At 44.4% G+C, this 13,637-nt stretch carries 12 protein-coding genes; 11 read left to right on the top strand and 1 reads right to left on the bottom strand.

All coding sequences use genetic code 11. The annotated features are described in order from the left end of the window. Positions 1-25: 25 nt before the first annotated feature. The 11 genes from IE164_RS03015 (at position 26) to IE164_RS02965 (ending at position 7,932) form a co-directional block, all read left to right on the top strand. Complete coding sequence (locus tag IE164_RS03015; protein WP_189628697.1) at positions 26-448, top strand: bactofilin family protein; 423 nt, start codon at positions 26-28, stop codon at positions 446-448. Beyond that, entirely contained in the window at positions 417-632 is a 216-nt protein-coding gene (locus IE164_RS03010) for an AtpZ/AtpI family protein (protein WP_189628696.1), read from the top strand. The genes IE164_RS03015 and IE164_RS03010 overlap by 32 nt, the downstream gene beginning before the upstream one ends. Before the next feature lie 240 nt (positions 633-872). After that, complete coding sequence (locus IE164_RS03005) at positions 873-1,280, top strand: hypothetical protein (protein ID WP_189628695.1); 408 nt, start codon at positions 873-875, stop codon at positions 1,278-1,280. Then, positions 1,277-2,470, top strand: coding sequence for a F0F1 ATP synthase subunit A (gene atpB / locus IE164_RS03000; RefSeq protein ID WP_229838502.1), 1,194 nt, complete (start codon positions 1,277-1,279; stop codon positions 2,468-2,470). The genes IE164_RS03005 and atpB overlap by 4 nt, the downstream gene beginning before the upstream one ends. 34 nt (positions 2,471-2,504) lie before the next feature. Next, positions 2,505-2,765, top strand: coding sequence for an ATP synthase F0 subunit C (gene atpE / locus IE164_RS02995; RefSeq protein ID WP_373298947.1), 261 nt, complete (start codon positions 2,505-2,507; stop codon positions 2,763-2,765). Between the two features lie 66 nt (positions 2,766-2,831). Beyond that, the gene (locus IE164_RS02990) at positions 2,832-3,326 is read left to right on the top strand and encodes a F0F1 ATP synthase subunit B (protein ID WP_189628694.1); all 495 of its coding nucleotides are present in this window, start codon (positions 2,832-2,834) and stop codon (positions 3,324-3,326) included. Positions 3,327-3,336: 10 nt separating this feature from the next. Next, a complete protein-coding gene (gene atpH, locus IE164_RS02985; RefSeq protein ID WP_189628693.1) occupies positions 3,337-3,894 on the top strand; it encodes an ATP synthase F1 subunit delta in 558 nt (185 codons plus the stop codon). Between the two features lie 31 nt (positions 3,895-3,925). Then, positions 3,926-5,500, top strand: coding sequence for a F0F1 ATP synthase subunit alpha (atpA, locus tag IE164_RS02980; RefSeq protein WP_189628692.1), 1,575 nt, complete (start codon positions 3,926-3,928; stop codon positions 5,498-5,500). Positions 5,501-5,533: 33 nt separating this feature from the next. After that, positions 5,534-6,412: an ATP synthase F1 subunit gamma gene (gene atpG, locus IE164_RS02975; RefSeq protein ID WP_189628691.1), complete on the top strand. Its 879-nt coding sequence runs from the start codon at positions 5,534-5,536 to the stop codon at positions 6,410-6,412. Between the two features lie 93 nt (positions 6,413-6,505). After that, the gene (locus IE164_RS02970) at positions 6,506-7,318 is read left to right on the top strand and encodes a hypothetical protein (RefSeq protein WP_189628690.1); all 813 of its coding nucleotides are present in this window, start codon (positions 6,506-6,508) and stop codon (positions 7,316-7,318) included. Beyond that, a complete protein-coding gene (locus IE164_RS02965; RefSeq protein WP_189628689.1) occupies positions 7,315-7,932 on the top strand; it encodes a class I SAM-dependent methyltransferase in 618 nt (205 codons plus the stop codon). The genes IE164_RS02970 and IE164_RS02965 overlap by 4 nt, the downstream gene beginning before the upstream one ends. Here the strand turns inward: IE164_RS02965 and IE164_RS02960 are convergent, their stop codons facing one another. Next, a complete protein-coding gene (locus IE164_RS02960; protein ID WP_189628688.1) occupies positions 7,933-13,476 on the bottom strand; it encodes a DUF8202 domain-containing protein in 5,544 nt (1,847 codons plus the stop codon). Between the last annotated feature and the right edge of the window lie 161 nt (positions 13,477-13,637).

The following is a 13,637-nucleotide window of genomic DNA, read 5'->3' as shown; positions in this document are numbered from 1 at the left end:
TCATCAACTAAACCAAGAACCGACCATGTTTTCTAAAGAAGACAAAAAAACCAATGAAGACCTTAGCCAAACCAGCAATATAATTGGTAAAGAAACTGTGTTAGAAGGCAGCCTGGAATCTATAGGTAATATTCGCATTGAAGGCAAAATATATGGCAATGTAAAAGCCAAAGCCAAATTTGTAATGGGTGCTGAAGCCTATGTTGACGGAAGCGTGGTGGCAAGGTCGGCCGAAGTGGCCGGGAAGATCAAGGGGAACATAGAAATTTCTGAACTCCTCATCTTAAAGCCATCGGCAGTAATTAGCGGAGACATTCTTACCAACCAATTGGTAGTAGAACCCGGAGCTACTTTCAATGGAGGTTGCAAAATGGGTCATTTAGCCAAAGAAATTCAAATATCAACCCCCCAGAGCCGTGCCGGAGAAAAGGCCATCAAAAGAGCCTAATCAATACCTTAAATACTCGCAACTTGGCTTACAACTGTTTGTAACCATTGGCATTTGTGGTTGGCTGGGGTATAAAATGGACGAGTGGTGGAATGATGGTCGTTCGCTGTTTGTCATTCTAATGGTACTTGTTGGAGCCACGGGAGCCATATATCAACTGTATCGGTCGCTTCCGAAAGATTAGTTTACCTGAATTCGATATAATAAAGGACGTCATGCCGGAAAAATTGGCCTTAAATTCAGACTAGGCCTATTTTATCCGGCATCTCACCAGCAGTTTCCTTTAGATTCAGGAATGCTGGTTTAGGGTGTACACGTAAGTTTTTTCGAAGACCTTACATCGAGTTCAGGTTAAGATTAAAGTTTCCCAAACTTTAATCTTAAAACCTAGAACATTGAACCAAATACACCTACCTTTGCGGCCATGAAAAGTTTGGGTCGCCAAATCGTTGAATCTCTTGTATTTAGCTTGGTGCTCTGTGGGCTTGTGCTTCTTGTACAGCAAATTGGAACACAAAAGCCCCTTGTGCATCCGTACATTTGGTCCATCATGGTTTTTTCAGGTGTGCTGGGAATGATAGTAGTGGCTATCGCTCACTGGGGCATGAGCACCATGGATGCTCAGTCTCGACCCAATATTTTTCTGGGACTCACAGTTTTGCGTATGCTGTTGAGTATGGCCTTTATCGGAATTACCCTTTATATGGGCATTGAAGACCGCGTGTTGTGGGTGGTCAATTTTTTTGCAGTCTATTTATTTTACTTAGTGTTTGAAATAACTACCATTCTCTCTAACTTGCGCGCGATTTCGGGAGAGGGCGAAAAACAATGATGAAACAAAGCAGAACTAACATTCCCAATTTATTGATCATTAGCTTCTTAGCAGCAATTTTTGGTCTAGCAAGTTCTTCAAATTTATGGGCCGCTTCAGGTGGTGGAGACGAAGAAAAAGAAGGTGGAGGGACCGACTTCATTATGCACCACATTAAAGATGACTACCAGTGGCACATCATTACCCTCGGTCATACGCATGTAACCATCCCACTTCCCGTAATTGTATACGACTATGAAGATGGTCTAAAAGTATTTATGTCGTCAGATTTCTATGACGAACATCATCAGCCAAAACCACATGGTGGTTATTACATAGACCATGGCAAGCTTTACAAGTTAACCGAAGGTTATAGTGCTTCTTCGGCACATGACAACGAAGGCCATGAAGAAGATCATCATGAAGAAGCTGGTTTTCACAATGAGGATGCCGGCCATGGTGAGGAGGGTGCTCATGAGCAGGAAGAAGCGCACGGCAATGAGCATGAAGGAATGACTCAGTCCGGTTTTCTGGATATATCTATTACAAAGAATGTGGCTTCGCTCATCATTAGCATGATTTTGCTATTTGGAGTGTTCTTTACAGTGGCTAAACGCTACAAAAAGGGAATTGCTGCACCAAAAGGTATTCAATCTTTGTTTGAGCCCGTAATCGTTTTCATTAGAGACGATATTGCCAAAGTAAACATTGGCGAGCATAAGTATGAGCGTTTTATGCCTTACCTGCTTACGCTGTTCTTCTTTATACTATTCAATAACCTATTAGGTCTTACACCTGGAGCGGCCAACCTTACCGGAAACATAGCGGTAACTATGTGTTTGGCCTTGTTTACTTTCTTTATCACCCAGTTCAATGGTAGAAAAGCCTATTGGATGCACATTTTGTGGACCCCTGGTGTGCCACTACCTATCAGGCCGGTTATTCTGGTGGTAGAGGTAATTGGTATTTTCACTAAGCCAATTTCACTTACACTCCGATTGTTTGCCTCCATTACGGCAGGTCACATTGTAGTGCTTTCTATTGTGGGCTTAGGGTTTATTTTGAACAGTTTGGTAGTTGGTTTTGTGGGAACACTCTTCTCCGTAATCATTACCCTTATTGAAATATTAGTAGCCGTTATTCAAGCCTATGTGTTTACACTGTTCTCATCGATGTACATCGGTCAGGCAGTAGATGACGGCCACCATTAATTAGAACCATTGTTTCATTAATAATAGACAAATTATGTTAGCTATTTTATTAACTGCTGGTACTGCTCTTTTAGGTGCAGGTATTGGTGCTGGACTTGTAGCGATTGGCGCAGGTTTGGGTATCGGAAAAATTGGTGCTGCCGCTATGGAAGGTATGGCTCGTCAGCCAGAAGCTGCTGGAAAATTGCAGTCTGGTATGTTGATCATTGCCGCCCTTATTGAGGTAATTGCTCTTTTCGGTGTTGTTGCATGTTTCTTGATTGCATCTAACAACTCAATTGTAGAGGCACTTTAAAAACCATTGAATGACTTTAGGCTTTGCATTAGGCAGGTCTAAAGTCGTTCTTTAAAACTTACAGAAATGGACTTATTAATACCAGATACCGGTTTATTTATTCTTCAAACAATAGCTTTCATTTTGCTACTTATCTTCTTGGGTAAGTTTGCATGGAAACCCATTCTTAGTGGCTTAAAAGAGCGTGAGCAAACTATTGAAAGTGCTCTATTGGCTGCAGAACAAGCTAAGAAAGATATGCAGGCGTTGCAGGCCGATAATGAAAAACTTTTGGCTGAAGCAAGAGCTGAGAGAGACGCTATCTTGAAAGAAGCAATGGCAACGGCTAACTCTATTAAAGAGGAAGCAAAAGAAGAGACCAGCAAAATCACGGCTAAAATGCTTGAAGATGCTAAGGCAACTATAGAGAATGAGAAGAGAGCTGCTTTGGCAGAAGTGAAAACTCAGGTAGCCGCCCTTTCTCTGGATATTACAGAAAAGGTCATCAGAAAGCAGTTGAGCGATAAGAAGGCTCAAGAAGCTTTGGTCGATGAGTATGTTAAAGATTTGAATTTAAACTAATTCCAGGCTAATGTCTGAATATAGAATAGCTTCCAGATATGCCAAGTCACTGCTCGATCTTTCTGTGGAGAAAGGTGAGCTTGAGCAGGTAAACAACGACATGCAGTTGTTGGTGAACCTGGCTTCTGAAAACAGAGATCTGGTTTTGATGCTGAAGAGCCCTATCATTACACACGACAAAAAACTGGCCGTGCTCAACAAAGTGTTTACCGGAAAGGTAAGCGAGTTAACTATGGCCTTCTTCAAGATACTTACAAAAAAGCACCGAGAGGCTTATTTAGTAGGTATTGCTAAGGAGTTTCATCATCAATACAATGCTCATAAAGGCATAGAAGAAGCTACGGTAACCACTACCTTCCCGCTCAACGATGCATTGAGGAAGGAGTTCGAAAATGTGGTGAAGAAAATTTCTAATAAAGAGGTAGAACTTACTGAAAAGGTAGACGAGTCGCTAATTGGCGGATTTGTATTGAAAATTGGTGATCGTCAGATCGATGATTCGGTAAGCTCTAAACTTAAGGCTTTGCGAGTAGAGTTTACTAAAAACCACTACGAAAAAGCGTTTTAACAAAGATTTATAACATTAATTCTATTATAAAATGGCAGATGTAAGACCTGATGAGGTTTCAGCAATCTTAAGAGAGCAACTCTCTAACTTTAAATCGGAGGCTGAATTGGAAGAAGTAGGCACCGTATTGCAAGTGGGTGATGGGGTTGCCAGAATCTACGGACTGTCTAAAGCACAGTCTGGTGAATTGTTGGAATTCGACAATGGTTTAAATGCTTTGGTATTGAACCTGGAAGAAGACAATGTTGGTGCTGTATTGCTTGGCGAATCAGCAGAAATTAAAGAAGGCGACACTGTTAAGCGTACCGGAAGAATTGCCTCCATTCAGGTAGGTGAAGGTATGGTTGGCCGTGTGGTTGACACCTTGGGTAACCCAATCGATGGTAAAGGCCCTATTCAGGGTGAAACCTTTGAGATGCCTTTGGAAAGAAAGGCTCCGGGGGTAATCTATCGTCAGCCGGTAAACGAGCCTCTTCAAACAGGTATCAAAGCTATTGACTCCATGATTCCGATTGGTCGTGGTCAGCGTGAGCTGGTTATTGGCGACCGTCAGACAGGTAAGACTGCCGTGGTTATTGATACAATCATTAACCAAAGAGAGTTTTATGAAGCCGGTGAGCCGGTGTTCTGTATCTACGTGGCCGTAGGTCAAAAGGCCTCTACCGTTGCCGGTGTGGTTGCTGCTCTTGAAAAAGGTGGGGCCATGGACTACACCGTGGTTGTTTCGGCTTCCGCTTCAGATCCTGCACCAATGCAGTTCTTTGCTCCATTTACTGGTGCAGCTATTGGTGAATACTTCAGAGATACAGGTCGTCCGGCATTGGTGGTCTATGATGACCTTTCTAAGCAGGCCGTAGCTTACCGTGAAGTATCTCTTCTATTAAGAAGACCTCCGGGACGTGAGGCTTACCCTGGTGATGTATTCTACCTTCACTCAAGACTTTTGGAAAGAGCCGCTAAGCTCAATGCCAATGATGACATTGCAGCAGCTATGAACGACCTTCCTCCTTCTTTGAAAGGTAAAGTAAAAGGTGGTGGTTCATTAACAGCCCTTCCAATTATCGAAACTCAGGCCGGTGACGTTTCTGCCTATATTCCAACCAACGTAATTTCAATTACTGACGGACAGATATTCCTGGAAACCAACCTCTTTAACTCTGGGGTGCGTCCTGCGATTAACGTAGGTATTTCAGTGTCAAGGGTAGGGGGTTCAGCCCAGATTAAGTCAATGAAGAAAGTAGCCGGTACATTAAAGCTCGATCAGGCTCAGTTCCGCGAACTGGAGGCTTTTGCCAAGTTCGGTTCAGACCTAGATGCGGCTACTAAACTGACCATCGATAGAGGTAGAAGAAACCAGGAAATTCTTAAGCAGGGACAATACTCTCCGGTACCGGTTGAGGAGCAGGTAGCTATTATCTATGCTTCTACAAAAGGTCTCATAGACAAAGTACCTGTTGAGAAAGTAAGAGAGTTTGAGAAGGAGTTCTTAACCGTTATGAGAACCAGTCATAGAGCGGCACTAGATGCCCTAAAGGCCGGTAAGCTAGACGATTCGGCCATTGCTTCTATAGAGCAGGTGGCAAAAGAGCTTTCATCTAAATATTAATTCAAATTGGGGAAACCCAGGCAAGAATAGACTATGGCAAGTTTAAAAGAAGTAAAAGAGCGGATAAAGTCGGTATCCTCTACTCAGCAGATTACCAAAGCCATGAAAATGGTGGCGGCTGCAAAGTTGAGAAGAGCCCAAGATCGCATTATTCAGCTCAGGCCATATTCAGAAAAGCTAGCTGCGCTTTTGGCCAACGTATCTTCTGGTAATACAGAAGAAGGCATGAATACCTATGCTCAGGAGCGCGAAGTAAATAAGGTGCTTATTGTACCGGTTACTTCAGACAGAGGCTTGTGTGGTGCGTTTAACTCCAATATTGTTAAAGCCTGCAGAAACCTGATTAATTCGAATGAGCTTGCCGGAAAGCATATCGAGGTGTTGCCAATTGGTAAAAAGGCTTTCGATAGCTTTAAGAAAAGAGAGTACCCTGTAATCAATCAGTTTTGGGGTGTTTTTGGCGATCTTACTTTCGATACGGTAAAAGAAGCTGCTGAATACGCAATGCAGGCCTATGCAGATGGCACTTATGATAAGGTATATTTGGTGTACAACGAGTTTAAAAACGTGGCTACTCAAATTGTAAGAACAGAACAGTTCTTGCCAATAGTTGAGCTGGAGCGTGAAGAGAACACGACCACCAACATAGACTACATCTATGAGCCTTCCAAAGACTTTATTGTTGAAGAATTAATACCTAAGTCATTGAAGATTCAGTTCTACAAAGCTGTTTTGGAATCTAATGCTTCTGAGCATGGTGCACGAATGACTGCCATGGGCAAGGCTACAGACAATGCAGCAGAACTGCTTAAAGAGCTGAAGCTAACCTATAACAGAACGCGTCAGGCGGCCATTACCAAAGAGATTCTCGAAATTGTGGGTGGTGCCGAAGCGTTGGCTGCTCAGGGCTAGAACAATAGATTCGAACAATTATGATAAATTAAACCCCGACTTGTTTCGGGGTTTTTTTATGATCATATAAGAAAAGCTCCACAGTGCAGGCTTATGGGTAGAGTTATTCATTTTGTACAAAACCTGAGTTTAGACATTACGGCTGGAGCGGTGGTTATGAGCTTTTTTGTGGCTCACCTTTTAGGAGTAGCACTAACTGTGTCAATGGTTATTGGCCTGGCCATTGCCATTTGGCTTATTTACACCTTGGATCACCTCAAAGATGCTATGCACTCGCAGTTGCCAGTGCTTAACCCCCGGCACGCTTTTCATCGCAAATACAAAAAGGAACTGATAATAGGTGTGCTGGTAGCGTTTGGGCTAGGCCTTTGGAATCTGTTTCGTCTTCCGCAACGCACGATCTTGTTTGGTAGTGTATTGGTTATATTGGTGGCCCTTTATTTTGCCTATCTGCATTTCTCAAAACACTCGCTACGTAAAGAGTACCTGGCTGCTCTTATATATACTGCCGGTGTTTCTCTAGCCCCTTTGAGCCTTGCCGAGCAGGTAAATAGGCACGAAATGCTGGTGATCTTGCAAATATTCCTTTTAGCATTGGTTAATCTTATGGTGATTCCTCTCTATGAGTTTTCGCTTGACCTTTCAGATGGCCAGTTTTCTATAGTTACACAAAGAGGCAAAAGAGCGGTGCGCCAATCAGCAATTGTCTTGCTAGTACTCGTTTTGCTCATAGCCTTTTGGATGATGGCCAATTGGCCGGCCATATTTTATGAAGAACTTGTGCTTCTCGCTATGACCTTGGTACTTGTTATCTTGCTGGCCTTTCAAAGGCTCTTTGGCCGGTATCAACTATACAGAGTGCTGGCCGATGGAATTTTCTTTTTACCCCTGATTCTCTGGCTATGACTCACAACAAATTCGATGGAGTGGCTCCCATCTATGACTTTTTGGCCAAGTTGGTTTTTGGTGAGTCTATTTTGTTGGCACAGACTTGTTTTTTGGGCAATACCTGTGCCGACAAGCGCGTGCTGATAGCTGGTGGAGGAACAGGGAAGCTTTTGCAACACCAATCGCTACAACTTGCCCGCTCAGTTACTTTCTTAGATCGTTCAGAACTTATGCTGAAACAAGCTCAAAAACGTGGGGCATGGCTACAGAATGTGCGGTACACACCAGAGGATTTTTTTACCCACAGTGGTGAATACGATCTGGTGGTCTGTAATTTTTTTCTCGACTGTTTTGACGAAACCCATCTGGAAAAGGCTCTGACTCAGCTAGACCGGCTAATGACTCCCGAAGCCACACTCATTGTTACAGATTTTGATATTCCCGTCACCACAAGCCAAAAGCTTCTGGTGCGTTTAATGATTCTGTTTTTTCGTTTATTCAGTAGGCTGCAGGCCAGTAAGTTGTTACCCATAAAGAAGAAACTGAGCAAGTGCTTCTTGACCCTACAGGAAGAAAACTTTTATGGTCAGTTGGTGTTTAGTCGGGTACTTGTCCGAAAAGATTTAAGATAACTATTCGACCAGCAGTTTGAGAGTGGTGGTATGACCGTTGCTATCGGTAATCTTTATAAGGTTCAGTCCCCGGTTCAGCCCTTTGGTAGGGATGCTCAATGAACTACCCCGGACGGAAAGAAGCTGCTCTTGCCCGTAAAGCGAACGCCCCTTCATATCCAGTACTTCTATAAATACTTCCTGATTCCTGTCTACCGTATAGCGTATAGTCACCGATTCACCCAGACTTACCGGATTAGGGTAAAGCACATATTGGTGATTAAGGCTGGACTCAATAAAGACAGAGACTAGCTCTGAGTATTCAGAATCTCCATTGAAATCGGTTTGTTTGAGCCTGTAGTAGGTAAGTCCTTGCGGTGGGTTGTGGTCAGTAAGCTGATAGGTTCTGATGCTCGAAGATTCACCCGCACCTTCAACTATACCTATGGCGTCAAAATTCTGTCCATCCTGACTTCTCTCTACTGTAAAGTAGGCATTGTTTTGCTCTGCAGCAGTGGTCCAGTGCAGTCGAACAGTATTGATTTCAAGCAGTCGGGCAGAAAACGAAATTAAGTCGATAGGCAGTGCAGCCACCTCTTCTGATCCCAGGGTAAAGTATTGTCCGTTGGTAAAGTTTACAGTAAACGAAACGGTTTTTGCCGCAGCGTTTATAGACGAAGGAGAAATGAGGGTTACACCCGAAGTAAAGTCTCCATCGTCATCGACCATAAGCCTTACCTGATTGAGGTTGTTCGTTCCAATTCCTGAGGGTCCGGAAATGGTCGAAAGGTCATAAGTGAGGGTAATGTTGCCCACTGTACCGGTTTCTTGTACATGCCACTCTCTATTTAGCCTGCTCTTTACCTGACTACTGTTAAATTCTCTGTTGTCAGGGTTTTCTATAGGCGCGTTGTCATTGCCCCAGATAAGGAACGAATCGTCTGCAGAGAACGAAGGAATGGACATGGTTACCAGGGCATCGTTGTTTTCACTTTTCGACTTCAGTTGAACCAAGCAACTGCCATCATCTCTTCCTATACCAGCAATGTCGCTATTGTAAGCCGCATCGGAAGTATAGCTCCAAATGGTTCCTCCATCAGAAGCCAAATAATCGGCCGTGGTATTGCGAGTTATACCATATTTAAGTGCCAAATAAGATTCAACCCGTTGCCTTTCGTTGCTCGTTAGGTCATCAGAGAATACGATTGATTCGGCTATTCTTCCATTGAATTGCGAGCCAACGGTGGGGTCCGGGTTGTTACCAATACCAAAGGCAGTGGGGTTGGTGAAGGAGTTGGTGCCCCCTGTAGCAGTGGCGTTTGTGGCCGAGTTGATAAAGAGTGCCACTGCTCCGGACGACTGAACCCGCGTGGCGGTAACCATATAAGGTTCCAGGTCTATGTAAGATGTTCCCGAAGTACTTCGCACAGTAAGTGACTGGTTGTTGGCAGCGTTAAGATGTATTCGTCCTCCGGAGAAGCCTAATCCATAGTCCAGGTTCGTGCCCGAAGTACCCGCACCCAACAATATTGGCGCATCTTCAAAATTAGTAGTGCTACCACCGCTTTGTCCCGATTCGAAAATTGTAATGAGAGTAAAGTCTCCGCTCACATTGTTTCCATTGGTGGTCAACATGAAGGAGGCATTGTTTGAACTAGGATCAGTAAACTGAATAGCAGGGTTAAAGTTAATTTCGTTGGTTTGGTAAGTAGGCTCTACCGGAGCTCCACCCGCCATGTTGGTTTCTACAGCATTTCTGTTGTTTCCGCTAAAGTCGTTCCATGAGGCCAAATCGGTGTTGTCTGTAGTTGTACTGGTGCCCTCATTGGCTTTAAGCCACAAGGCCAAATCGGTTGTCACTCCTCCGGGGCCACAAGCCGTGCGGGCTGTTCCGAGCGTAAAGAAATCGCCATCCGCAAAGTCTACATTATTGAAAGTAAGTACGTTGCCATTGAATGTTCCTCCAGAGATAGTGGTTCCTGAGGCCATAGTAGCACTGGAAGAAACAATAAGCTGGAAGTCTGAGGCTACAGATGAATAGCCCAGCCCTGTTAAGTCGAACGAAACAGAGGTGTTTCCAACAGTACCTGTTTCATCTACCCTCCAAATGGTTTCCATACGCTCTGTTACGTTGCCGGGAACGTCTAATGTATTGGCGTTAGACTGTGCCGGGTCGGCTCCATCATTACCCCAAACAAGGAATGATTGGTCGGCTGAGAAGCTATTCGGGTTGGTGGCATTGTCTGTATAGATGCCTCCATTGCCTATAGTAACTATGCTGCCTGAGTTTACGCTCTTCGATTGCTTTTGCTCAAGACATGAGTTGTCATCGCGCCCAATGCCCGCAATGTCATTGTTATAGGTGGCATTGGTAGTGGCATCCCAAATGGTAGAGCCTGCTGAGTTTACATAGTTTTGACCGGTAGTCTGGTCAATAGTGATACCATATTTAATGGCCAGATAGGATTGAATTCGCTCGCTTTCGGCATCACTGGGTCTGGCCGAGTAGGAGATGATTTCAGCTACTTTACCATCAAAGAACCCGGTAAGACTAAAGTCGTTAGGAGTTTCAAACCGTCCAATGGCATATTCTTCATTGGTTGCAGCCAGGTAGCTTCCTCCGTTGTTGTTATCAACAGCCAGCCCGTTTTGAGAAATATTGGCTTGAGAGGCTCCTGAGTTTTCGCGTACCTCAAACATTAGCGGAATACCCGAGCTCAATGTTTTAAGGTTATTGATTTCCTGACGACCATAACCCACTGCACCATTACCTACGGTATGCGATATAATATCATCGATGCTACCATACAGGTTGCCAATGGCAAACCCTCCAATACTGCTCGAAGGCGACACAGAAGAATCATCGAAACCTAAAGGCACCTGATATCCTGAGGCACTGGTAATGTTGTTATCTGGTACCAAAACAAGGTAGTAGCCATGAGTAGACATGCCTGCGTTGGCTGTCAGTACGTTATCAACTCCATCAAAGTCCAGAGCAGGATTGAAGTTAATGGTATTAGACGAGTAGCTTGGAACGGTTCCGGTAGTTCCGGTGGCATTGTTGCTACCGGCCTGATCGGCCCATGAGGTAACTTCACCAGAAGTACTATTGGTGCCGAAATCGGCCTTTAACCACAGCGAAAGATTGGTGTCTACATTACCGGGTGCACACGAAATGAAACCGGTGCCCAGTGTAAAGTACTCACCATCGGCCAGGTTAACGTTGCTGAAAGTGATGGTGTTGCCTACAATTACTCCGCCAGTGAGTATGGTTGCACTTGAAAAATTACCCCCCGAAGAGTTGCTGGCTACCAGAAGGCTAATATCTGTTGCTCCTGGGCTGCCGCTAAATGTAATTTCGTTTAAGTCGAAGCTAATGCTGTTGTTTCCGGTTTCTCCGGTTTCGGCAACACGCCATACACGGTCAATTCTATTTGAGATTAGTGGAGGAGTATCTGTTGCCGGAGTCAAGTCATTGGCATCGCCTCCATCGTTACCCCAAATAAACCAGGTATTGTCTGAAGAGAAGGAGCCTCCATTGTTCACGGTCACAATAGAGTTAAAGTTTTCGCTACGCGATTCTCTCTGGTCAAGTTCAGAAGCATCGTTTCGGCCAATACCGGCAATGTCTCTGTTGAACTCTAAATAGCCACCTAATGAGGCATTCAGAGTAGTGTTGAATATTACTTCTCCTGCTGCATTCACGTAGTTGTAGGGTGAACTTTGGTTTAACGTAATGCCATATTTTATGGCCAGATAGCTTTCTATTCTGTTGCGTTGAGCCAATGGGAACGACCCGGGTTCGTTGCAGTAAATAAACTCAGAAATCTCGCCACTAAAGCTATTGTTGTTGCTTTCCGATCCGTTGCTGTAGCGTGTTCCACCACCGGAACGGCCAAAAGTGATGTCTCCCGTATGAGTGTAAAGTAACCCTACATTAGAGAGTGTACCAAAACTTTGTCCGTTGAGATAGGCTCGGAGTGCACCGGTAGTAGAGCTGTTGCCATCAAGCTCTGCGGTTAGAATGTATTCTGTATTGGCTGCAATAGAAGTACTAATGGTGTTGTCCGAAGTGTTCCAAGGTGCACCGGCACCATCGTTGTTTCTGTTCCATGCATGCACATGCAAACTTCCGCTTTCAATGTAAATGTTAATCCCTCTTGAAGCACCACCTTGCTCATAAATCACCTGTCGGGTAGTAATGTCGGTGGTATTTGTTCTAAACGCAAAGTTGATTCCCTTGCGAGTGTAGAAGGTAGAGGTATTAAAATCAGTATTGTTCGTGGTGGTAAGGCCTCTGTTGGTAGTGGTAAAATCTACCGTTTCGTTAAAGTTGATGGTAGAAGATGTGCTTCTATAAAGCGGGGCTGTTCCATCAGTAGTAAAGTCATGATTGCCAATCCAGTGGTCTTGCCAGTCAGTAACTGTAGAACCTTCTGTGGAGGTAGTTACATCATCCGTTTCATTGGCTTTTAGCCAGGTGGCGAGTGCGGCTTTGTAACCTCCGGGGCCTATCGCAGGAGTAAGACACTCATCGGAAGAAACAGCCGCGGTTACTCCGGCCACAAGGTCGAGCCCTGAGTTGGCCGCAGTTGTATTGGTAGGAAAGGTTGAAATGTCTGTTAAATCGTGAACAGCATCGTCTACGTCTGAAGCAAAGATAGAGTAACCATAAACTACCTGATTAGGGGCAATGCCCAACTCAGTGAATGAAACGGCCACTCCCTGAACCGTTTGCGATGTCTGGCCGACAAAAGTACCAATGTTAATGAGCGGCAGTGGGTTCTGCCCCACCGTTTGCCTTCGTAGAATAAGGTAGTTGTTAAAGGTTTGGCCTGCTTGCGGCCAATCCGAATCCTGAATTAACACCATGCTGGAATAGCCATCGGGGTCTCCGTTTATGTCGAGTGAAGTGATGGCCGCTACTTTTATTTCATCATTTCCGCCACGTTCTACTACAGGAAAAATAGCATTGTCAGGTTCGCAGGTTACAATGCCGGTGTACCATATAATATCTACACGCTCGGTTTGAGCCTGGATACTACCACCCGCCTGATCATCCACATTTACCAAAATATTGTCATACCCGGCATTTACCGACCTTAGTTTATAGATTTCGTCAGCGTCAATTACTGCCTCAGGATCCAGGTTTAAGGAAAACGTGGGGCTGCCGCCCGGGTTAGGGTCGGTGATTAATGTATACCAAATATTAATGAACCGGCTACCGTCTGTTCGTCTAATGGCCAGCGTATCGGGAGTTAGGAAGTTGTTGTAAGTTGTTCCGCTAACGGTGTAGCTACTAATGTTTAGGTTGTTACCCTGACCATTGTTAATGGTGTAAGAAGAAAGCGGCTGAATGTCGTTGCTCGCATCACTGGGAGCTGTTTGTGAGTATGAGGAGCTAGTTGGAGTAGCAGAGGTAACATTAATGGCACTTATGCCCGTTTGAGCTTTGGAAACTAAGGCCAATAGCAATAAGCTGAGTAAGAAAAACGCTCTTCTCATGGTGAGTAGTCCAACATTTAGGTGGGCACCAAAGGGCACCATTAGTCTTACCTCAGTCATTCGCTTTAATCAAAAGCAGTATTCAAATTAATATGGTTATGGTTGTACACGGCACTTTGAAACTGCAAGGTTGAGGTACGCAATTCTGTGCCAAAAAGGATAGGTTGAGGTCAGAGCCACAAAAATGGAGGATTTAATGGGAATTCTAAAACAATTGACCA

The organism is Roseivirga thermotolerans (assembly GCF_014653175.1).
Taxonomy (GTDB): Bacteria; Bacteroidota; Bacteroidia; order Cytophagales; family Cyclobacteriaceae; genus Roseivirga; species Roseivirga thermotolerans.
The sequence above is the reverse complement of the archived record's forward strand: the minus strand, read 5'-3'. Positions and strand labels throughout refer to the sequence as shown.